14 protein-coding genes are annotated in these 21,215 nt (G+C 45.7%); 13 read left to right on the top strand and 1 reads right to left on the bottom strand.

Annotated elements, in window-relative coordinates; translation table 11 throughout:
* Positions 1–14 precede the first annotated feature (14 nt).
* The 6 genes from H5647_RS08025 (at position 15) to atzF (ending at position 8,574) form a co-directional block, all read left to right on the top strand.
* Positions 15–836: an ABC transporter permease gene (locus H5647_RS08025; RefSeq protein WP_045861216.1), complete on the top strand. Its 822-nt coding sequence runs from the start codon at positions 15–17 to the stop codon at positions 834–836.
* The gene (locus H5647_RS08030) at positions 833–1,651 is read left to right on the top strand and encodes an ABC transporter ATP-binding protein (RefSeq protein ID WP_236074829.1); all 819 of its coding nucleotides are present in this window, start codon (positions 833–835) and stop codon (positions 1,649–1,651) included. Before H5647_RS08025 ends, H5647_RS08030 begins: the two co-directional genes overlap by 4 nt.
* Complete coding sequence (locus H5647_RS08035) at positions 1,648–2,382, top strand: urea amidolyase associated protein UAAP1 (protein WP_045857712.1); 735 nt, start codon at positions 1,648–1,650, stop codon at positions 2,380–2,382. The genes H5647_RS08030 and H5647_RS08035 overlap by 4 nt, the downstream gene beginning before the upstream one ends.
* A 3-nt stretch (positions 2,383–2,385) precedes the next feature.
* Positions 2,386–3,045, top strand: coding sequence for an urea amidolyase associated protein UAAP2 (locus H5647_RS08040; protein ID WP_045857714.1), 660 nt, complete (start codon positions 2,386–2,388; stop codon positions 3,043–3,045).
* 111 nt (positions 3,046–3,156) lie between these two features.
* A complete protein-coding gene (gene uca, locus H5647_RS08045) occupies positions 3,157–6,753 on the top strand; it encodes an urea carboxylase (protein ID WP_045857716.1) in 3,597 nt (1,198 codons plus the stop codon).
* 3 nt (positions 6,754–6,756) lie between these two features.
* On the top strand, positions 6,757–8,574 hold the full coding sequence (atzF, locus tag H5647_RS08050) for an allophanate hydrolase (RefSeq protein WP_045857718.1): 1,818 nt from the start codon (positions 6,757–6,759) through the stop codon (positions 8,572–8,574).
* Between the two features lie 54 nt (positions 8,575–8,628).
* Here atzF and H5647_RS08055 read toward each other — a convergent pair whose 3' ends face one another.
* Positions 8,629–11,589 (bottom strand): EAL domain-containing protein, encoded by a 2,961-nt coding sequence (locus tag H5647_RS08055; RefSeq protein ID WP_052691943.1) that lies wholly within the window; start codon positions 11,587–11,589, stop codon positions 8,629–8,631.
* A 520-nt stretch (positions 11,590–12,109) separates the two neighbouring features.
* Between H5647_RS08055 and H5647_RS08060 the strand changes: the two genes are divergently transcribed.
* The 7 genes from H5647_RS08060 to H5647_RS08090 all read left to right on the top strand — a co-directional run bounded on the left by H5647_RS08060 (position 12,110) and on the right by H5647_RS08090 (position 21,164).
* Positions 12,110–13,354, top strand: a complete 1,245-nt coding sequence (locus H5647_RS08060; RefSeq protein WP_045857720.1) for an SDR family oxidoreductase — start codon at positions 12,110–12,112, stop codon at positions 13,352–13,354.
* A 236-nt stretch (positions 13,355–13,590) separates the two neighbouring features.
* A complete protein-coding gene (locus H5647_RS08065) occupies positions 13,591–13,764 on the top strand; it encodes a hypothetical protein (RefSeq protein ID WP_162926329.1) in 174 nt (57 codons plus the stop codon).
* A gap of 496 nt (positions 13,765–14,260) precedes the next feature.
* Positions 14,261–14,494: a hypothetical protein gene (locus H5647_RS08070; protein WP_045857722.1), complete on the top strand. Its 234-nt coding sequence runs from the start codon at positions 14,261–14,263 to the stop codon at positions 14,492–14,494.
* Positions 14,495–15,484: 990 nt separating this feature from the next.
* Positions 15,485–16,765: a glycoside hydrolase family 11 protein gene (locus H5647_RS08075; RefSeq protein ID WP_052691944.1), complete on the top strand. Its 1,281-nt coding sequence runs from the start codon at positions 15,485–15,487 to the stop codon at positions 16,763–16,765.
* Positions 16,766–16,847: 82 nt separating this feature from the next.
* Complete coding sequence (locus tag H5647_RS08080; protein ID WP_045857727.1) at positions 16,848–17,291, top strand: hypothetical protein; 444 nt, start codon at positions 16,848–16,850, stop codon at positions 17,289–17,291.
* 54 nt (positions 17,292–17,345) lie between these two features.
* On the top strand, positions 17,346–17,717 hold the full coding sequence (locus H5647_RS08085) for a hypothetical protein (protein ID WP_045857729.1): 372 nt from the start codon (positions 17,346–17,348) through the stop codon (positions 17,715–17,717).
* 615 nt (positions 17,718–18,332) lie between these two features.
* Positions 18,333–21,164, top strand: coding sequence for an eCIS core domain-containing protein (locus H5647_RS08090; protein WP_082086998.1), 2,832 nt, complete (start codon positions 18,333–18,335; stop codon positions 21,162–21,164).
* The last annotated feature ends 51 nt before the right edge of the window (positions 21,165–21,215 follow it).

Below are 21,215 nucleotides of genomic sequence, written 5' to 3' on the forward strand. Positions count from 1 at the left end.
CGAAGCCGTTCATTATGAAAAAACTGATTAACCAAACGCCGAGTAAGCCACTAAAACTGTTTCTAATTTTACTTCCCTTCGTGCTGCTCGTATTTATATATGCTGTAAGTTCTAATGCACGATTGGATATTAACCCCAACGATAAACTGCTCCCTAGTTTTAGCCAAATAGCCGATGGTATTGAACGCATGGCGCTGCAACCCAGCAAGCGTACAGGAGAGTACTTGTTCTGGCAGGACACAGTGAGTAGCCTGACGCGTCTCGGAATTGGCGTGTTAATCGCGGCCGTTATTGGATTGCTTATTGGGGTAATCGCAGGTGCACTACCGCTCTTTTCGGCATGGCTATCGCCGCTTGTTACTGTTGTATCGCTCATTCCGCCTTTAGCGATTTTACCGGTACTTTTTATTATATTTGGGCTGGGAGAATTATCAAAAGTTGTGCTAATCGCGCTGGGTATAACACCCTTTATCGCGCGGGATATACAGCGCCGAACACAAGAAATACCCACTGAGCAACTCGTCAAAGCGCAAACTCTCGGTGCAAACACCTCACAAATATTACTGCGCGTTATCTTGCCGCAAGTTATGCCAAAACTAATTGATGCCGTGCGTTTATCCTTAGGTGCTGGCTGGTTATTTTTAATTGCAGCCGAAGCGGTGGCCTCTACCGATGGTTTGGGGTATCGAATATTCTTGGTGCGCCGGTATATGGCAATGGACGTAATTCTACCCTACGTCGCTTGGATTACATGCTTGGCTTTTTTTATTGATGTCGGTTTGCGAGCGTTAAGCCGTAAATTATTTCCTTGGCACGAACAAGGAGCGCAATCATGAGTAATGAAACAGACTCACATCAACCCATGATTGAAGTTAAAAACGTGTGGAAGCAATACGATGATAACGTGGTGTTGGAGCATGTGAATATTGCTGTAGAAGAAGGGGAGTTCGTCACCCTTGTCGGCGCTTCCGGCTGTGGCAAGAGTACGTTTCTCAATATGTTGTTGGGTACTGTACAGCCCAGCAAAGGCCAAATTTTACTGTATGGCCAACCCATTCCAGAAGAGCCTGGCCCAGATCGCGGTATTGTGTTTCAGCAATATTCGGTATTCCCTCACATGACCGTATTAGAAAATGTGATGGCCACACGCGGTTTTCAACGAAAAGGTCTCACGGGTTATTTATTTGGCGCAGCAAAAGTAGCGGCCGAAAAAGACGCAAAAGCCATGCTAAACCAAGTAGGTTTAGATCACGCACTCAATCAATACCCTGATGAATTATCGGGCGGCATGAAGCAACGTTTAGCCATTGCACAGGCGCTACTAAGCAAGCCACGTGTGCTGTTACTGGACGAACCCTTTGGTGCATTAGACCCCGGTATTCGGGCCGATATGCACGAGCTAGTGTTAAATTTATGGCGTGAACATAAGCTCACTATTTTTATGGTGACGCACGATCTAAAAGAAGGTTTTTATCTGGGTACACGCCTATGGGTATTTGATAAATCTCGTCATGATCCCCATGCACCGAACCGTTATGGTGCGGGCATCACGTACGATCTACCCGTTGGGAAAGTAGACCCGTCTACTTACGAAAAAATTGACAATGAACTCCGTCCAATTACGGAGCACACAATAAAGGAATCAGCATGAGCGAAATCATCCGTTCAATTGACTACAGCACACAGCTAAAGTCGGGCGCACATTGGTCGCTGCGTCTACGCAAAGGCACCATTATGCGTTTAACTGATGTGGCCGGTGCCGCAAATGTGGGCATGTTATTTTACAACCCCAATAACCTTTTAGAACGTTACAATGCGCCCGACAGTTTAAAATGCCAACACACCTTTAAGCTTACACAAGGCCATTGTTTGTATTCTGACATGGGCCGTATATTTGCCTCCATTGTGGACGATAGCGTGGGCTGGCACGATACAGTATCGGGCAACTCTCACGCGCCCCATATCGAAGCCCTGTGGGGCGCGCGCGATTATCAAACCGATCGTAACGAGTGGAAACAAAATGGCCACGATGCTTTTTTGGTTGAGCTTGCCAAGTACGGTTTAAATGCTGCCGACCTAGCCGCAAATATTAACTGGTTCAGTAAAGTGGCCGTTAGTGATCTTGGTGCACTGCAGCTAGAAACCAATAACAGTACCGCTGGTAGTCACGTGACCTTGCGTTTTGAAATGGACACCTTGGTCGTGTTGCACACCTGCCCGCACCCTTTAGAACAATCGCCTATCTACCCCGATACAACGGTCAATATTGAATTGGGAATTGCTCACACACTGCAAGATGACGATTATTGTAAAAATCTTTGTCCAGAAAATGGGCGTGGTTTTCACAATAACGCACTCTATTGCTTAGGGGAGGGCGCTTAAGCCATGTTAACCACCAGTACTCTAATAGCCGAAGCGGCGATTGGCCGTCACATTATAGACGCGGGCGATTACTACATTGGCGTTGTAAAAGCCGGCGAAACGTTTCGCATACTCGATATAGAAGGTAACCAAGCGGCCGACACTTTATTTTTTAATGCGCACAACCCCGCCGAGCGTTATAGCGCAACCGATACCATTCGTGAGCAGGGCAATGTGTATTTAACCACCGGTTCGCAACTGCGTTCAAACCACAACACCATTATGCTCGATATTGTTGCCGACACCTGCGGTCGCCACGATACCTTGGGCGGTGCCTGTGCAACGGAAAGTAATACCGTGCGTTACGATTTAGAAAAACGTTGTATGCATGCCTGTCGCGACAGTTGGATGTTAGCCATTGCCGAAAACCCGCAGTATGGTATTAGCAAGCGCGACATTAGCCACAATATTAATTTTTTTATGAACGTGCCGATTACGCAAGATGGCGGGCTAACGTTTGAAGATGGTATTTCTGCGCCGGGTAAATATGTTGAGTTAAAAGCCGCAATGGATGTGATTGTATTAATCTCCAATTGTCCCCAGCTGAATAATCCCTGTAATGGTTATAACCCCACACCGGTTGAATATTTAGTGTGGGGTGTTGATCAAGTGACCACAGCATAAAGTTTTTATTTTTTTCACGTATAGAGTGATCGTAACCTTAAGCAATTTAAACACCTCGGTGGACGGCCACCGCTGTATTACGGTTTCGGGACGGCCCGATTAAGTTAACGCATGTTTTCTAAAATTTTAATTGCCAATCGCGGGGCGATCGCCACACGAGTGATTCGCACCTTAAATACCCTGAATATAGCCTCCGTAGCGGTGTTTGCCGAAAGTGATGCTAATAGTTTGCATGTGCGTCATGCCGACGAGGCGTTTTGTTTAGGCGAAGGGCCTGCAGCGGACACTTATTTAAATGTCGATAAAATAATCGATATTGCCAAACAAACCGGCGCCGAAGCCATTCACCCCGGTTACGGCTTCTTAAGCGAAAACGCCGATTTCGTGCGCCGTTGCGAAGCCGAAGGTATTGTATTTATGGGCCCCACACCCGCGCAAATGGATGTGTTTGGCTTAAAGCATAAAGCGCGTGAGCTCGCACACAATGCCGGTGTGCCGTTGCTATCGGGCACCGATTTACTCAGCGATTTAAATGCCGCTATTGAAGCCGCCAACACCATTACCTATCCCGTTATGCTTAAAAGTACTGCCGGTGGCGGTGGTATTGGTATGCAGTTGTGTCACTCTCAAACGGAATTAGAAGGCGCGTTTGATTCGGTAAAACGTTTAGGTGCGAATAATTTTTCCGACGACAGTGTGTTCATCGAAAAATTTATTACCCGCGCGCGGCATATTGAAGTACAAGTTTTTGCGGATGGTAAAGGCAACGCCATGGCCATTGGTGAACGCGATTGTTCGAGTCAAAGACGCAATCAAAAAGTGGTAGAAGAATGCCCCGCACCGCATTTAACCGATGCCGTACGAAAAACATTACATGACACCGCCGAAGCCCTATTGGCCAGCGTTCAATACCGAAGTGTGGGCACTGTAGAATTTATTTACGATGCAGACACCGATAAATTTTATTTTTTAGAAGTGAATACGCGTCTACAGGTGGAACACGGCGTTACCGAAGAAGTGTACGGCGTCGATTTAGTTCAGTGGATGATTCAGCTCGCCGCAGGCGAAGACATTAATCTTGACGAGCAGCGCAAGGCCTTAAACGCCGTTGGCCATGCCATACAGGTGCGGCTCTATGCGGAAGATCCTTATCTCGATTTTCAGCCCTGTGCAGGATTATTGATTGATGTACATTTCCCCGAAGGGGAAGGGATTCGCATCGATCACTGGCTTGAATCCGGTATAGAAGTGCCGCCATTTTTTGATCCCATGCTGGCAAAAGTCATTGTGCATGCGCAAGACCGTGCGGGCGCGCTCGAAAAATTACAACACACTCTAGATGGCATTCGCTTGTATGGCAGCGAAACTAATCTGGATTATTTACGTGCTTTAACACGTGATTCTGTTTTGATTGAGGGTTTAGTTACCACGCGTTACTTAAATGATTTTCGCTATTCGCCCACCCGCTTCGATGTGATTCAGGGCGGAACCCAAACCACCATTCAAGATTACCCTGCGCGCACGGGTCACTGGGATGTGGGCGTGCCACCGTCTGGCGCGTTCGATAATTATTCTTTTCGTTTGGCGAATCGTTTATTAAACAACAACGCGAGTGCAGCCGGTTTAGAAATTACCATGCAAGGGCCGACCTTGCGTTTTAGTTGTGCCACACAAATTGTTGTGGGTGGTTCTGATATTCAGGTGCAGCTCGATGATTGCGATGTGCCCTTGTGGCAAGTAATTAATGTTGCCGCGGGTCAAACCTTGAAATTAGGCCGCATTAAAGCATTGGGTGCGCGCAGTTATATGTGTGTGCGCGGCGGTATTCAATGCCCGGATTATTTAGGTTCAAAATCAACGTTCACCTTAGGCCAGTTTGGTGGTCACAATGGCCGAGCCTTGCGTGCGGGTGATGTGGTGCGTATTAACGGCAATATGCAAGCCGTTGCGCATCAACCCTTAACAACAGATTTAATTCCGGCCATCCAAAACAGTTGGGAATTGCGTGTAATTTATGGCCCCCATGGCGCGCCCGATTTTTTTACCGATAAGGATATCAACACTTTTTTTGCACACGCATGGGAAGTGCACTACAACTCTAGCCGAACCGGTGTGCGGTTAATTGGCCCCAAGCCAGAGTGGGCGCGTAAAGATGGCGGCGAAGCAGGTTTGCATCCGTCGAATATTCACGACAACGCCTACGCTTTTGGTACGGTCGATTTTACCGGGGATATGCCTGTAATTTTAGGACCAGATGGCCCATCGTTGGGCGGCTTTGTCTGCCCCGCAACCGTGATCCAAGCCGACCTATGGAAACTAGGACAATTACGCGCCGGCGATACGATTCGTTTTGTACCCGTTAGCCTAGACGATGCGGTCGCCCTAGAAGCCGCGCAAAAAAAATCTCTCGATGGTTTGCAAGCCCAATCCGTTGTTTGGGAACGCGCCGCAAATACTAGCCCTATACTCGAATCTTTATCGAAAATAACATTTGGTGTCGATGTGGTGTACCGAGCAGCGGGCGATCACTTTATGCTAGTGGAATACGGCGAGCAGGTGCTCGATATCGAATTGCGTTTTCGCGCCCACGCACTGATGCAATGGTTACAACACAATACCTTACTCGGTATGCAAGAACTCACGCCGGGTATTCGCTCGTTACAGGTTCATTACGATAGCCAACAGATTGGTTGCAAGGCTTTAATTGCGCACTTAAAAAAGGGCGAGCGTGCATTACTGTCAGAATTAAATGAACTGCGGGTACCTTCGCGTATCGTGCATATTCCGTTGTCATGGGATGACGAAGCGTGTCGTTTTGCCATCGAAAAATACGATCAATCAGTGCGCAAAAACGCCCCGTGGTGCCCGAGTAATCTAGAATTTATTCGTCGAATTAATGGCCTCGACAGTATTGATGATGTGAAAAAAATCGTCTTCGATGCCTCATATCTGGTGATGGGTTTAGGCGATGTGTATTTAGGTGCGCCTGTGGCGACACCGGTTGACCCGCGCCACCGTTTGGTAACCACCAAATATAATCCCGCCCGAACATGGACGGCGGAAAACTCCGTGGGTATCGGCGGCTCTTATCTATGCGTGTACGGCATGGAAGGCCCCGGCGGTTACCAATTTGTTGGCCGCACATTACAAATGTGGAATCGTTATCATAAAACGGCTGAATTTGAGCAGCCGTGGCTGTTACGCTTTTTTGATCAAATCCGCTTTTACGAAGTGAGTAATGAAGAGCTTACCGATATTCGTAAAAACTTCCCACAAGGTCGTTACCCGTTAAAAATAGAAGAGAGTAGTTTTAGCCTGTCGGATTACCAGAATTTTTTAACCGCCCAGAAAACCGACATCACCACGTTTACCGCGCAACGACAACAGGCTTTTGATGAAGAGCTGGCGAACTGGCACGCGACCGGCCAATTTAATTATCAGGCCGAAGTGATAGAAGCCAAAGAAGAAACCGTTGACTGGCCCGAAGAAAGCCTCGTTATGGATAGCCCCGTTTCAGGCAGTGTATGGCAAGTTGAAGTGAGTGTGGGGGAAACTGTTAAAGCGGGGCAGCCATTAATGATTTTGGAATCTATGAAAATGGAAATACCGGTACTGGCCAGCGAAGGCGGTACCGTAACCCATGTGTTATTAGAAAATGGTCATCGCGTAAATGCCGGCCAAGCACTTGTCGTAATAGAGAGTGAATAAAATATGACGATAGAATTTTTGCACGATATGAGTATTGTCGCCCTGCGTGAAGCCTATGGGCGCGGCAGCTTAACGCCCGCTACCTTAATGGCGGATATTCGCCAGCAAGCGGCGCAGTTTTCCGAGCACAATATTTGGATCCATTTGTTAAACGAACAAGAACAAGCGCCATTTTTAGACAACTTGCGCGACAAAACACTTGAAACGCATCCCTTGTGGGGTATTCCGTTTGCGATAAAAGATAATATTGATTTAGCCGGTATACCCACAACGGCCGCTTGCGAAGCGTTTGCTTATACGCCCACAGAATCGGCAAAAGTGGTACAGCGATTGATCGCGGCGGGCGCTATTCCCGTGGGAAAAGCTAATCTCGACCAATTTGCGACCGGCCTAAACGGTACCCGCTCACCTTGGGGTGCCTGTAAAAATAGTTTTAATGCGGACTACATTAGTGGCGGTTCCAGTTCGGGCTCTGCCGTATCGGTCGCCTTGGGTTTGGCCAGTTTTAGTTTGGGCACCGATACCGCCGGCTCTGGCCGAGTACCGGCGTGTTTTAATAATTTAATCGGTTTAAAACCGTCGATTGGTTTGTTATCGGCAACGGGTTTAGTGCCCGCGTGTCGTAGCCTCGATTGTATGACCATTTTCGCTTACCACACCGACGATGCGAATAGTGTGCTCGCCGTGGCCGAAGGTTACGACATTAACGATGCCTACAGCCGCCGCAATCCGTTCCCCAATACAAGCCGGCACTATGGCGAAAGAAGTGGTGCTTTAAAAGTCGGCGTTATTCCGCAATCACAACTGCAATTTTTTGGTGACGACGCCTACGCAAAAGCGTATCAAAAAACCTTGGATAAGCTCGCCGCGCAAGGATTTGAATGGGTTGAAATTAATTACGCACCTTTTAGTGAAGCCGCTAAATTATTATACGAAGGCCCGTGGGTGGCCGAACGTTACCTTGCCACGCAACCGCTTATTGACGATAACCCCGACGCCCTTTTTCCCGTAGTACGCGACATTATTGCACCGGGTGGCGAACCAAAAGCTGCGGCGTTATTTACGGCAGAGTATCGCCTGCATGCGCTGAAACAACAGTGCGATAACATTATGGCCGAGCTGGACTGCTTGCTGACACCAACAGCCGGTAAATGTTTTACGATTGATGAGATGTTAGCCGAACCCATTGTGCACAATAGTCAATTAGGTTATTACACCAACTTTATGAATCTGTTGGATCTAGCTTCGATTGCAGTGCCCACCCAAATGGCCGCGAATAATTTGCCATTTGGCGTTACCTTGGTCGGCCCAACCTTTAGCGACCGCGCATTATTGTCGATTGCAAAACGTATTCAACACCATTGTTCGCTGCCCTTGGGTGCTTCCAACCTGACCCCGCCAATCACTATAGCACCGGCCGTAAATTCCACCGCAACCATTGATGTATTAGTGTGCGGCGCGCATTTGCACGGCCAACCGCTAAATTGGCAATTGACGGAACGCAGTGCACGTTTTAAAAACAAAACTCACACGGCGCCGGTTTATCGCATGCATGCCTTAGCCGGTGGCCCGCCGTTTCGACCGGGTTTGATTTTGGATGAAAAAAACGGTGCGGCTATTGAAGTGGAAGTGTGGTCGATGCCTGCGGAAAATTTCGGCAGTTTTGTCAACGGTATTCCCGCGCCCTTAGGTATTGGCAAAGTACGGTTGGCCGATAATTCCGTGGTCAGCGGGTTTATTTGCGAGCCTTATGGGGTAGAGAGCGCGAAAGATATAACACAATATGGCGGTTGGCGTGATTTTCTAGCGACAATAACCTAGAGGTTTTCTCTGGGGATGTTACGTGCCGTGCCGTGCGGGGTTCGGCACTCGCCTCTATTGTTGTTGGCGTAATGTGTGTGGCTTTTCAATCCATGCAAATAGAGCATCTTCTAGTAGTGGTTTACTGATATACCAGCCTTGAAGAATGTCGCAATGATATTTTTTAAGTAATGCGTATTGAATTTCCGTTTCTACTCCTTCAGCGACAACTTTAATGTTGAGGCTGTGTGCCATAGCGATAGTGGCAGCGACAAGTTGTTGGTCGGACTGATTTGATTCGAGCTCGGTGATAAATTCTCGATCGATCTTTAGAATATCGAAGGTAAATTTACGCAAGTAGCTGAGAGAAGAATAGCCAGTGCCGTAGTCATCCATTGCCAAGCTTATTCCCATGCCTTTAAGGGCCTTAAGTGACATTTCGATATTACTACTTCCGCTCATTAATACCCCTTCTGTAATTTCTATTTCCAGAAAGCGAGGCTCCATACCTGCAGCGTCTAGCGCCTGTTGTATTTTATCGAGCAGGTGAGGGGATTGAAATTGGCGTGGCGAGAAGTTAACGGCCATGGAAATTATTACATTATGACGGTTATGCATAATCGCTAAGGTTTGTAGGGCAGACTGAAGAACAAATTGCCCTAGAGGTTCGATCATACCGTTGCTTTCGGCAATAGGAATAAACTCATCGGGGTAAATATCGCCTAAATCCTTGTTATGCCAGCGAAGCAATGCCTCACAGCCCATAGGTAAATTGCTGGCACTATAAAATTTTGGTTGGTAGACAACAAAAAATTCATTTTTCTGGAGGGCTGTGCGCATTTGCTCTTCTATTTTTAGCCTTCGTGACACAGTTTTATGTAAGCAGTGGGTAAAATATTCGAATGATCCGTTTCCCTGCGCTTTAGAATGGTGCGTCGCAGAATCGGCGTTTTTGAGCAGTTCTTCGGCCGAGCTACCATCATTCGGATATATCGCTATGCCTATGCTGGCGGTAAATGTAATAGCGTTATCGTCAATCGCAAACGGTTTCTCCAGAATTTTAAGCAAATTTTTAGCTGTTTTTGCGGCACTTGAAGTGTCGTCCAACCTATTTAGAATAATCAAAAATTGGTCGCCTCCTAACCTGCCCAATATATGATGCGCAGGCAATACCGATTTAAAGCTGGAGGCGACTTCGATAAGTATTTTATCGCCGGATGCATGTCCGTAGGAGTCGTTTATTTTCTTAAAATCATCGAGATCTACTGAGAGCATCGCCAGTTTATGGGTATTACGATTCGCCTCGGTGATGAGTAATGATAGCCGGTCTTGAATTAAAAAACGATTGGGTAGGCCTGTGAGTTGGTCGTAATAGGCGTAACGCATAAGTTCAGAGGTTCGCTCACGAACTTTTTTATTCAGTAAGAGGTTCCATAATAGTATTGCGGTGATAACAATCGAAAAACCGAGCCCGGTTTTCCATACCAGAGAGTAGTCACGAGTTGGTTCGACCTTTATGTAAAGCCATTTTTCAGAAATATTTTTCTTTTTCTGTGGGCTTATACTATCCAATCCTTTTTGTAAAATGGTAACTAGCTCGGGCCAATCTTTTCTTATAGCAAAATGTAGGTTTTGAGCTTCATTGGATACGGGTGCCGATACTTTCAGGTTTGTGAGATTAAGCTTTCTTATCCAGTAAGTCGATGAGGCGACGTTACCAATCATCGCATCTATTTTTCCACCAGAGAGTGCCAATAGAGCGGCTTGCAGTGTAGTGAAGGTGCGTGGGGTGATGGTGGAATTTTCGAGCAGGTAACCGTGGTGGGATGTTTTTATCTGTACGCCAACACTAAGATCGCTAAGGTCACTAAGGCTGGTAATAAATGGTGCATTCCACCGCGTAATGATCACTCTGTGAAAGTTCAGGTAAGGTTCGGTAAAATTTAAATAGGCGAGCCGTTGCTGATTTTTTCCGATGGAAGGTAATACATCAATCTCACCGATTTCGACTTTTGACATAACCTCATCCCAGCTTAAATCTGGAACTACCTGCATATTTAGATCGAGACGTTGGTTTAATATCTGAATATAATCGGACGCTATACCGCTGTAACGTTTATTCGATAAAAATTCGAATGGGGCAAATTCCGGATCAATACCAAGCCGTATGTCTCTGTGTTCGGCAATCCATTGTTGTTCTTGTTCACTTAGGTCAATTTCAACGATTAAATCATCGTAATCGGCTGGCAACCATTTGGCGCGTAGTTGTTGCATGGTCGCTTCGGGAATACTGGTCAAGGCTCTATCTAGAATGCTTTGAAGTTGCGGCCAATCGGAACGAACGGCAATGCGTTCGAATGCGTTTTTTTTGTCGTATACGGCGGCATACTTCAAATTAGTTAGTAGATATTGGCTACGAATATAGTGGGCGGCACCAAGAAAAGTAATGGCTGCATCGGCTTTGTCTGTAGACACCGCTCTAAGGCCCTCAAGAATGGTATCCACGTAATAGGGTTTTATGCTGGGGTATTCTTTGAGAATACCCTTTATATAGTGATAACCTTTAACCAAGGCGACGGTTTTGTTGTTTAGATCGTCTCGCTGTGTAATGGCTTGATTTTCGGCCTCGGTGATAATTACGAGCGATTTCATAATGTAGGGCGAGGTAAAGTGAAAACTACTCTCGCGTTCCGGTTTTTTTACCATAGTTGCAACGACATCAATCTCTCGGTTCTGTGCCGCCTGGTATAGGGTATTCCATGTATTATCCCGTGATTGCACAAAGCCAATGCCCAGTTTTCTTTCTAGTATTTTGAATACATCAACGGAAATACCCTCAACCTCACCGTTGTTATTCACAAAGCTGTAAGGGGGGAAGTGGCCGTCAAAGGCGACAGTGATGTTGGGGTGTTTATCTAGCCACATTCGCTCTGCGTGGCTCAGTTCAAAGCTGGTGGCGTTTGGAATATAGGCAAGGCTTTCTGCTGCGTATACGCAGCAGAGTAATAATATACATTGGGCAGCAGTTTTGAGCATAAACTATGGATTACCCTGCAGGTGGTGAAGGAGTCCGACAACCCTAGAGAAGGCAGAACTAGCCCAATATCCCTTAATTATAAATATAGTCGTCAGGTTCCAAAAAAGAAAACTCTAAATAATGTGAGCAAACACGGGTTGCGGGTCTAAGCCGTAGAAAAAGGTGCTTTTTAGTGGCTTTTCTGGATAAGTGTAATCACCACTCTCCTTTGTTGAAACGAAACCTATGCGTTGATATTTCTGCGATGGCATAAGAGGGCAGGGCCTTCATTTCGATGTGGTTTTAATACTCGTGAGTCAATGTCCGTTTTTGCCCTAACGGCGCGCGTTAACCCGTAATAAAGTTAATATATTCGCTTAATATTCCACGAAAATCATAACTAAAGTATTGGTCTTAAGGCTCTGTATAACGCTTGGTCTAACCGGCCCAATAGCACACCTTAAATACAAACTTATGCTAGTATGCGCGCCCTTTTAGGCCGCCCTACGCTTTTATACGCGTGTTTAAGGCGCGCGCAAAATGTATAACGGCGAGTCAGCACAGGAAGTTCACGTGGACGGTAGTTTGGAAATACAGGACAACAGCACAGCAACGCGATATTATTTTATTACCGGCGCGACCGGTTTAATGGCCTCGGAATTTCTAGCGCAGGTATTAACCTGTGATCCCACCGCGCAGTGTTACGTATTGATTCGAGCCGAATGTGACAATAGGCTTGAAACCCGTTTAAATAAGTTATTAACCTACCTTTTTCCTGATTCACAAGAGCGGGAGCACTATCGTTGCCGCGTGCAGGCCGTACGTGGCGACGTAACGGTAGAAGGCTTGGGGTTGTCGGAAAATGACTACCGCCTAATCTCATCACGGTGTACCCACATATTACATGCTGCAGCGCTTACCGATTGGGGGGCATCCCACGAAGATGCCTGGCGCAGCAACGTAGACGGGGTTAACAATATCTTGGCCTTTGCTGAACACTGTATGGGCCAGCTCGAAAAGCTAGTTCATATTTCTTCGGCGTATGTCTCTGGCTTTCAAAAAGGCCTTATACAGCCGGACGTTCTCTCATGCGATACACCGGCTTGCGATAATTATCAGTTGAGTAAACGCGAAGGCGAACGCTTAATGCGAGCGTCTTGGAACCGATTGCCTATTACCATTGTGCGGCCAACGGCAGTGGTAGGGAATGCACAGAACGGACGAACCTTATCCTACACCACGTTTTATTTTCCGTTACAGCTACTCTACAACGGCCTTACATTGATTCTGCCTGTAGCCAAAAATGGACACTTGGAAGCCGTACCCTCCGACTGGGCGGCACGCGTCATGTTCGCGTGTATGCACAAACCGAATACGGGCAAACAGTGTTACCACCTTTCCGTTGGGGAAGGTGTTCGCACGAACGGCGAAATTAGAACAATCGTGTATAACGGCTTTAACCGTATAAACGAATACCCAAAACCAACGCGCTATGTACCCTATTGGTTTTACGCCATTTTTCTATCACCTCTACTACGCCTATTATTGCCGAAGGGAAAGAGCCTAGACGAAAAAATAAAACTTTACCGGCACTACATGACAGTAAAACGAACATTCGACAATAAGAAAACCTTGGCGTTACTGAATTCTAACGATAGGCAGCCACCGTGCTTTTCCGAGTACTTGCCTACATTGCTAGAGTACGCTATTGACAATAGATGGCGATCGCGGCGCGAAAAGCGTAGCGGCCAACGGGAAGTTCAGTTTAATAAAGTGAAAAGCTAGCGAAAAGCGCTATCAATAACAATGTAAAATAAATTTACGAGGGAATAGCGTTTGTGAATTAATCAGCGATATTCTGAAGGCGCCTGAAAGTATTCTTTGTCGATATAAATCGTATTAGGGTGATTTCTACGCTGGGGTTGTAACGATACTCAGTAAAGCGTTGTTGATAGAAGACGGGTTTTTATCCAAGCGTCTTATTAGGGGCGAGTTAATGAAGCGATTACTTCGTATTAACCTTGCCAGTAAATTACGTGGTTAACTGGTTGTTTTTTCGCGGTGTATACGCTAAAGCGTGCGGTGATTTAGAAGCTGTCTTCGACGGCCCTACTGCCGGATTTTCTCTCTTAGGTGTAATGGATGAAGATAACACCGAAATTTATGCTGCCGTTGCTATGAATACTCGTAATTGATAGCATCTTTAGATTGAATGCCAATACGTTGATTGGCATTCAATCTTGGCCTTCCAAAAATTATAGCGTTAGGTAAGGCGAGAATGTCGCGCAGCAAGTGCATCCAAATATGCCGTGTGTTGATGCAGGGAGGTGCGCCTGCCTCAGGGCTTTCAATGGTGCTTATTCTATTTTAACGCCTGCACAATGTCCTGCTTTTAAATTTTTTAATTCGGCGGTGTAAATTGTGTAAGTAGAGGTGACGGCATTCAAGTATAAACTTTATTTTTACTAAACCCATTAATACACAATAGCAGCCTTTTACGGCACAGTTAACAGACTGTTTAGGGTTACGATACACTGCACCAAAAAACCTTGGGCGAAATTTCCGCTAGCAGAAAATGGTTTTCTTCCGTCGCGCAACGCAACCAGCCACCTTTTTCACATTATTGAGCATACGTTGTATATAAATAATTTTATCGTGTCCAATTAATACCCGTTTTCGGTATCGGTCTCAATGGCGGAGCACCTTTACAGGTTAAAAACCCAGCATAAGTGGATTACCCCCTACGAAGAGATGTTAACGCTGCTCGATAAATTGGCCGTTCCCCAAACAGCATTCAAACAGGCCGAAAGCGTACCCGTAATAATGGGCGCGAAAAATTATGATACAGAGAGTGACCTAACTAAACTTGTCGATTTTGCCGCGTTTAAGCAACCTAACCTTGGGTCATCCGATACGGAATTTTAGCGATTATTTATACTATCAATGTCAATAAATAAAATACCAAGCGCGAATATCTCGTGGATTTTTCGCATGCTGTACAGGAAAGCCTACTACCCCCCCCAATTTATCGAAAAATTAGTTGCCTCGCAGTCCATGTTATTTTTTTATACAGTATTGTTTTTAATAATCTTGAGTACAAACAATATTTGAACGGTAACACTAACGGTTTGTGCGGTTTTAAAGGCGTTAGTGAATATTTGAAATTTAAAACCCGGTGGTTGTGCACGTCACCTTCGTTACGATTAACGCGATCGACTATGCGTGTCAGGTAAGTGAACAGGGAAATGGTTTCTTGCCGCGGTTCTTCGAGGAACGTTAATTCGGGTGCCACAATGAGTGAATTAATTGGTTTGTGGTCTTGTGTTGGTGGCGCCATAAGCAGTTCGATGTTTTTCATGACAGGGCGTGCATGATTATGGTATTTCAATACGCGACTCTCATTCGGCTGACGTTGGATGGGCTTAGGTCGGAAAGTTTCGTGGCCAGAGTGAGTTGACGCCTTATATCAATTTGCGATAGATCATCAAACTGTTTTGGTTTGCTAAACCGGTTTCATCGGCGGGATTATGTTAACAACCGCCCATTTTTCAGGCATTCCCGCACTTTAATCATACCTGTAATATTAAAAGCGAATATCGCGTTTTTTGCGTTCCCATAGCGGCTTATTGTTAAATTGACAATTTCCAGCGTTATCAACGACAATCCGGCTTCTGATTCCATTTCTGCACACACAAAAATAATAAAAACATGCTGTGTGAACTAAACGGGGAATGGGTTAAGGGTAATGACAATAAAAAAATAATTTTCTCAACGACTACCCCTTGGGATCAGTGCAGTTAACCTTGTTTGTAAAAACACTCTCAAAAGCTACTTTCCCTTCAATTTGGACTGTTTGACTTCAAACGTTCGTATGAAATCGTAGCGCTAAAATAACGGAACAAAGAGGATACAATAATGACAGTAACGGGTTTTAAATCAGGGTATTTAGGTCGCGCAGCGAAAGCGTTAGCTATTCCCCTCCTATCGGTTGCGGTAGTTCTATTTTCGGCTGGCAGCAATGCTCAAGTCACTATTTCTGAAAACGAAGAAGGTAACAACGACGGTTATTTCTTTACGTTTTGGAAAGATTCTGGCGACGCATCAATGACGCTTTATGACGGTGGCCGCTATACCTCAAGTTGGACAAGTGCCACTAACAACTGGGTTGGTGGTTATGGCTGGAACCCCGGTGGTCGCAAGACAATTACGTACTCTGGTAGCTATAGTGCCAACAACACCAGCTATTTAGCACTTTACGGCTGGACACGAAACCCGCTGATCGAATACTACATTGTTGAAAACTGGGTGAACTATAACCCAAGTTCCGGCGCGGATAATTTCGGCTCGGTCACCATAGATGGCAGTTCTTATCAGCTGGCCCGAAGCCAACGTGTAGATAAGCCCTCTATTGATGGAACGGCAACTTTTTATCAATACTGGAGTGTACGTAACAATAAACGCACCAGCGGAACCATCGATATTGGTGCTCACTTTGATGCGTGGGAATCCGCAGGCTTAAGCTTAGGTAACGAGTTCTATTACATGGTAATGGCAACTGAAGGTTATCAAAGTGGTGGTAACTCAGATGTAACCGTTACCGAAGGCGGCTCTGGTTCTAGCTCAAGCACGAGTTCAAGTAGCTCTTCAAGTTCCAGCAGTTCGTCTAGTTCTAGCAGTTCGTCTAGTTCTAGTAGCTCTTCAAGCAACGGTGGACAATGTTCTTGTGACTGGTACGGCAGCTCTTACCCATTATGTAACAATCAAAACAGTGGCTGGGGTTGGGAAGCTAGCCAGAGCTGCATTGGTATAGACACCTGTTCATCTCAGTCTGGTGGCGGCCCTGTTGGATCAAACTGTGGTGGCAACTCTAGTTCGTCTAGCTCTTCCAGTAGTTCCAGTTCCTCCAGCAGTTCTAGCTCTTCAAGTAGTTCCAGTTCCTCCAGCAGTTCTAGCTCTTCAAGTTCTAGTTCATCTAGCAGCTCTAGCTCTTCCAGTACGGGTGGCAATGGTGCAAACTGCAGCGGTGTAAATGAATACCCTAACTGGACTGCAAGTGACTGGTCTGGCGGTAGTAACAACCACGCTGAGTCTGGCGATCAATTGGTTTACGAAGGTACGTTGTACCAAGCCAACTGGTACACCAGCACCGTACCGGGTAGCGATGCGTCTTGGAGTACCGTAGGTAGTTGTAACTAACTGTAACTAACTATCTCAATCTGGCGGTGCGGCTGTAGAAGTCGCTCGCCAGGCTTCTTCTTAATTAACTGTTTAGTGTAGTATGAAATTAAAAAAATTATTAACGAGTCTATCGCTTTTACTTTCCGCTCTCGTCATTTCTATTGCAACACCTCTCGCCGTCGCTCAGCAGCAAGTTTTTTATATTGGCACGTTCCAATCTAACGAAGCCATGACGCTGGCCAGCATGGAAGCAATGGACGGTATACCCGAGAAAGAGAAAGTCCATTATCGAAAAAAATTCTTTGGTAAGCTGGTAAACGAATTTCGTTTTGACTCGTTCACTACGTATTTTGCAAACCTGCCACCAGAAGCTAAAGATTTTGTTCCCGCTGATATCAGGCGAATATCGGACAATGCTGTTCGTATAAAATATTTTCATGAGCAACGCGGTGAAGTTGTTCGGGAGCTTACTTTTGTAGACGGCTGTTACAGTATCCCCGTAACGATTTGGCAATTTAAAGAATACTTTTGTAAAATACACTAAGAAGCGTCTGCTTAGCTTTTATTATCGGTTTTATAACAACCCAAAAGAATAATAATGAAAAAATGGTATTTTATTGTTGCAGTAACACTTGGTTTAACAAGCTGCGAAAAAAATGAGCATCGGTTTGAGCTTACTGTGGATAAAGTGGAATTACTTAAAGGATTTATGCTAAAAGGGCTTGCGCTTTCGGGTACTGTGACTTACGGCTGTATTGCAAATGAAGACTGGTTTTTTATTCAGCGCAACGGTGAGTTAGTGCAAAAAGCGGATACACGCCTATTAAAAATAGCGAACCTAAAAGCAGGTGAAGCCTTCGACGGTAAAGCCAACAAAGGCGATTATGCGACCTTTTTTATTCCCGACGGAAATACCGGTGATGTACTGGTGGGAGATTCTATTGTGAGTAGCACCGTTTCGTGCCAATAAGCTGGTCAATAGAGCGTAATCGTTTTCAGACCTTACTCTTACAGTGCCGCTTGGGTGAGTTGTGTGCTTAAGTTTTTAACATTACCCCCACGTCTTTTTGGCAAGATACCTTGTGCTCATTCAGTTGAGCTGTCCATAGCGTTCATCTTTCAAGTGTAATCCTCTGTAAATTATCGTTTGCGTAAGGGAGGATTTATGGTTGAACATCTCATACACACGATTGCGTTTACTCATCATGGCCTCCAACTATTTAACGGTTAGACCGTTTTGTTTCCTCTCGTCAGACGAAAAGTGTATAAACCGTAAGTAGGTCATATTGTGCATTTTAAACGTGAGCCAGTAAGAATAGATGGCCGAATGTATGGGTGAAATAGGGTTTTCATGTTGAATATAGGTATACGTCTTTCTACTACGTATACGCAAAGTGTAATGTGTAAGCGGTTTTTTAGGATAGCATTATAAGGGGCATGTAAATGCGATAGTATAGTTGTTTGGGTGGGAGCATCATTCAAAATGATACCGGTATTTAGCCGTATGTTAACGTGTGGCGAATAGGTGTATTTTTTTTGATAAACGCGCAGAAAGTTACTTTATGCCGAGGGATAGGTTGACACTATGAAAACAATGGGTGCAAAGGACGCAGGGGAAAATGACGCGATAAAAAGTGACCCTACCTCGTATGGGGGTTATCAAAATATTCCCCGCCAAAATGAGATTGTCGGTACCACGATGAATCGACTATCATCCACGTTTAGTCAGAATAACGTCCCCACATTGTTACACGCGAATCTCGCTTCACCACTGGAAAATGACCGCGAATCTTTTGTAAACCCCGTTCATTTTGCTGTCCAACGCAAATCTATTACTGCGCATACTTCACACGACCATCGACATTCATCATCAAGCAGTTCTGCTAACAATACCGGCCTTCCCAATACGTTGAGAGCGGGCATTGAAAACCTGTCGGGCTATTCTATGAGTGATGTGCGGGTGCATTATAATTCGAGCAAGCCTGCTCAACTGCAGGCGCACGCCTATGCGCAGGGCAATGAAATACATATGGCTCGAGGCCAGGAACAGCACTTACCGCACGAGGCGTGGCATGTTGTACAGCAAAAGCAGGGGCGAGTGCGTGCAACGACGCAATTACGTTCCAAAGTCAATATTAACAACGATGTAGGCTTAGAGCGCGAAGCCGATGTGATGGGCGAAAAAGCGCTTAACCAGAGTGTTTCGAACGCGAAGGCGCGGCCTCTGAAACGTGTGTCGTCCGTCAGTGTGGCCAGTCAGGCCAAAGCCATAGTGCAGCGGGTAGAAGTGGGAGCGAGGCCTTTCGAAGCGGGTTACGGTAATGTTTTATCCGATACCGATTGGTTTCCAAAAGCCAAACAATACGAGCAGCGATTGGGTGCCTATGCGTCTAACCATCCAAGTGCATCGCGAGCCATGTACAGGGGCCTCAGTAAAATGGTTGAAGTGTTTGAAAAATTCTACCGCGATGAATTTGCGGCCGATAAAGGCGCTATTCTAAAAAAGCTATTCTTTCGTGACGACCGAACAAGTGCGGGACAGGTGGGGCTAGACCTTAATGTTGACAAAATGCTGGAGGTTCTTGGAACAGGCAGTATACGAGAGAGAATGACTGCCTTTTATAACGCGTCATATTACGGTGCGGGTTATGGGGAGGATCTCGGTGAAGGGTTCAAGGCCGTGTTACTGGATATTGTGCACAACTCAAAATGGGATGAATCGGATGCGCTGGGTCTGGACACCGGCTCACTAAGGGAGCAAGGGAGGTACATGGGTGGGTGGAGTCGATCGGCCATTCATGCGTTAGTCTCCAGTATAAAAGAGGAAAAAGCTTACAACTACAGTGAGGATATTTTTGCATTAGGAAACTTAACGTACCAAACGGACGATAGATACCTTACTAATACCCGCGAAATTGCTGAGAGCCAGAAAGATAGAGCCGATCGTCCTGACGTTGAAAAAGCACCACATCGTAAAACGCCGGAGGGCTACCGCAAATTGGGTGTTGCGCTTTCTGATAGCGAGCTAGCCTATTTATTTCCTGACGAAAAGCCCGAGTCAGTATGGGATAAAATGACGTGGTCACAAAGTGATTATCGTCGAGACAAAACAAAGGATACACCGCTGTCGTGGGAGGAGGGTGACGTCTGTTTTGAAATATCGCCAGAGAATAGTTGGTACAAACGAATTCACGATAAGTTGAAAATGCCAGTTGTAGCGGGTGTATCGGGTACCACAGCACGCATGTTAAATTCGTTTAAATGGCTAAATACGGGTGTTAATGCACTTGAGTTTAGGCTCGCCATAATGGGGTGGATGCTTACCTCGTGGGATCACTCGCTTTATGAGATTTTGCGCGGTTCTCACATTGCGGGCGTAAAAGGCGAAAATGAGGAGGAATCTGTTAAGGATGTTATTCGCATGTACATGAATGTACCGCCGTTGTCGATAGAAAGCCTGCGCACAAATGTGGGCGAAGACGGCATGTTTCCCCATGAGTTTATTTATCGTAAACAGACATTAGAAAAAAACTCGGATAATTCACAGGCAATTGTGCCGGGCGAAAGTAGCAGTGGCGTAGATATTGCCGACACAGGAAAATCAACCCTCTATAATATTTTTGGAGCCAAGAAAGGGGGCTATTCAAACCTTACAGAGGCGCACGCCATTGCCATCTATACCTATACAAGCGGCGCTCATAACATATTAAATTCGGTCATGAGTTTTAATATGTCGGAGTTGCTGGCGAAGAAAGCAATTTGGGGAAAACTAAGTAATATTGTTGATTACCATGCTCAGCGAAGTTTTCTAGCGGATAAGCAAGCGAAGGGGACGAATACGGCGAAAGACGACCAAGATTTGCTGACGTTAAAAGCGTCACCCGTGGAATGGATAAATGTACTAACCCCGAAGAAAGAGTCCATTGTTAATGTGTTGGGTGATTCTACTTTACAGCCAGAACAGCGCGATACTTATCGAGAAAAAATATTTAACCCTTGGCTGAGCGCATTAATAGATCAGATTTACCCTGAATTACATATGCACGCCAATATGACCGTTGAGGGTTTAAGTAACTTGCCATCGGTGGACGGGGCGACCGTTTGGCGCGGGGATTGGGTCAGTAAGTTTAGTATGGACTATAACGAAGGAGAGACTGTTGCTTTTGACACATTCTCGAGTTTTTCGCGTAAGCGTAGCAACGGGGAAAATTTCGCATCGCAAGGTAGCCTATCGAATAAAATGTTAATTAAGCTTGATTTGACAGGTAAGGGTGGCAAGGATATTAGCGGGTTATCAATGTTCCCTAATGAGGAAGAAGTGTTGCTAATGCCCGGTGCGATGATGAAAATTAATAAAGCTTCTTGGATTAAAATAGCCGGTGAAGATGTGTGGTTTGTTGAGGCTGAAGAAAAATAATTAGCCGCCGATACCCATTATGCATCACGTTTAGGGGCAATGTTTTTGGGT

Source organism: Teredinibacter purpureus (assembly GCF_014217335.1).
Taxonomy (GTDB): Bacteria; Pseudomonadota; Gammaproteobacteria; order Pseudomonadales; family Cellvibrionaceae; genus Teredinibacter; species Teredinibacter purpureus.

What these genes read in the sequence shown, in the direction of transcription:
- H5647_RS08025 (WP_045861216.1), top strand. Translation starts at nt 15, where the DNA reads ATGAAAAAACTGATTAACCAAACGCCGAGTAAGCCACTAAAACTGTTT.
- H5647_RS08030 (WP_236074829.1), top strand. Translation starts at nt 833, where the DNA reads ATGAGTAATGAAACAGACTCACATCAACCCATGATTGAAGTTAAAAAC.
- H5647_RS08035 (WP_045857712.1), top strand. Translation starts at nt 1,648, where the DNA reads ATGAGCGAAATCATCCGTTCAATTGACTACAGCACACAGCTAAAGTCG.
- H5647_RS08040 (WP_045857714.1), top strand. Translation starts at nt 2,386, where the DNA reads ATGTTAACCACCAGTACTCTAATAGCCGAAGCGGCGATTGGCCGTCAC.
- uca (WP_045857716.1), top strand. Translation starts at nt 3,157, where the DNA reads ATGTTTTCTAAAATTTTAATTGCCAATCGCGGGGCGATCGCCACACGA.
- atzF (WP_045857718.1), top strand. Translation starts at nt 6,757, where the DNA reads ATGACGATAGAATTTTTGCACGATATGAGTATTGTCGCCCTGCGTGAA.
- H5647_RS08055 (WP_052691943.1), bottom strand. Translation starts at nt 11,589, where the DNA reads ATGCTCAAAACTGCTGCCCAATGTATATTATTACTCTGCTGCGTATAC.
- H5647_RS08060 (WP_045857720.1), top strand. Translation starts at nt 12,110, where the DNA reads ATGTATAACGGCGAGTCAGCACAGGAAGTTCACGTGGACGGTAGTTTG.
- H5647_RS08070 (WP_045857722.1), top strand. Translation starts at nt 14,261, where the DNA reads ATGGCGGAGCACCTTTACAGGTTAAAAACCCAGCATAAGTGGATTACC.
- H5647_RS08075 (WP_052691944.1), top strand. Translation starts at nt 15,485, where the DNA reads ATGACAGTAACGGGTTTTAAATCAGGGTATTTAGGTCGCGCAGCGAAA.
- H5647_RS08080 (WP_045857727.1), top strand. Translation starts at nt 16,848, where the DNA reads ATGAAATTAAAAAAATTATTAACGAGTCTATCGCTTTTACTTTCCGCT.
- H5647_RS08085 (WP_045857729.1), top strand. Translation starts at nt 17,346, where the DNA reads ATGAAAAAATGGTATTTTATTGTTGCAGTAACACTTGGTTTAACAAGC.
- H5647_RS08090 (WP_082086998.1), top strand. Translation starts at nt 18,333, where the DNA reads ATGAAAACAATGGGTGCAAAGGACGCAGGGGAAAATGACGCGATAAAA.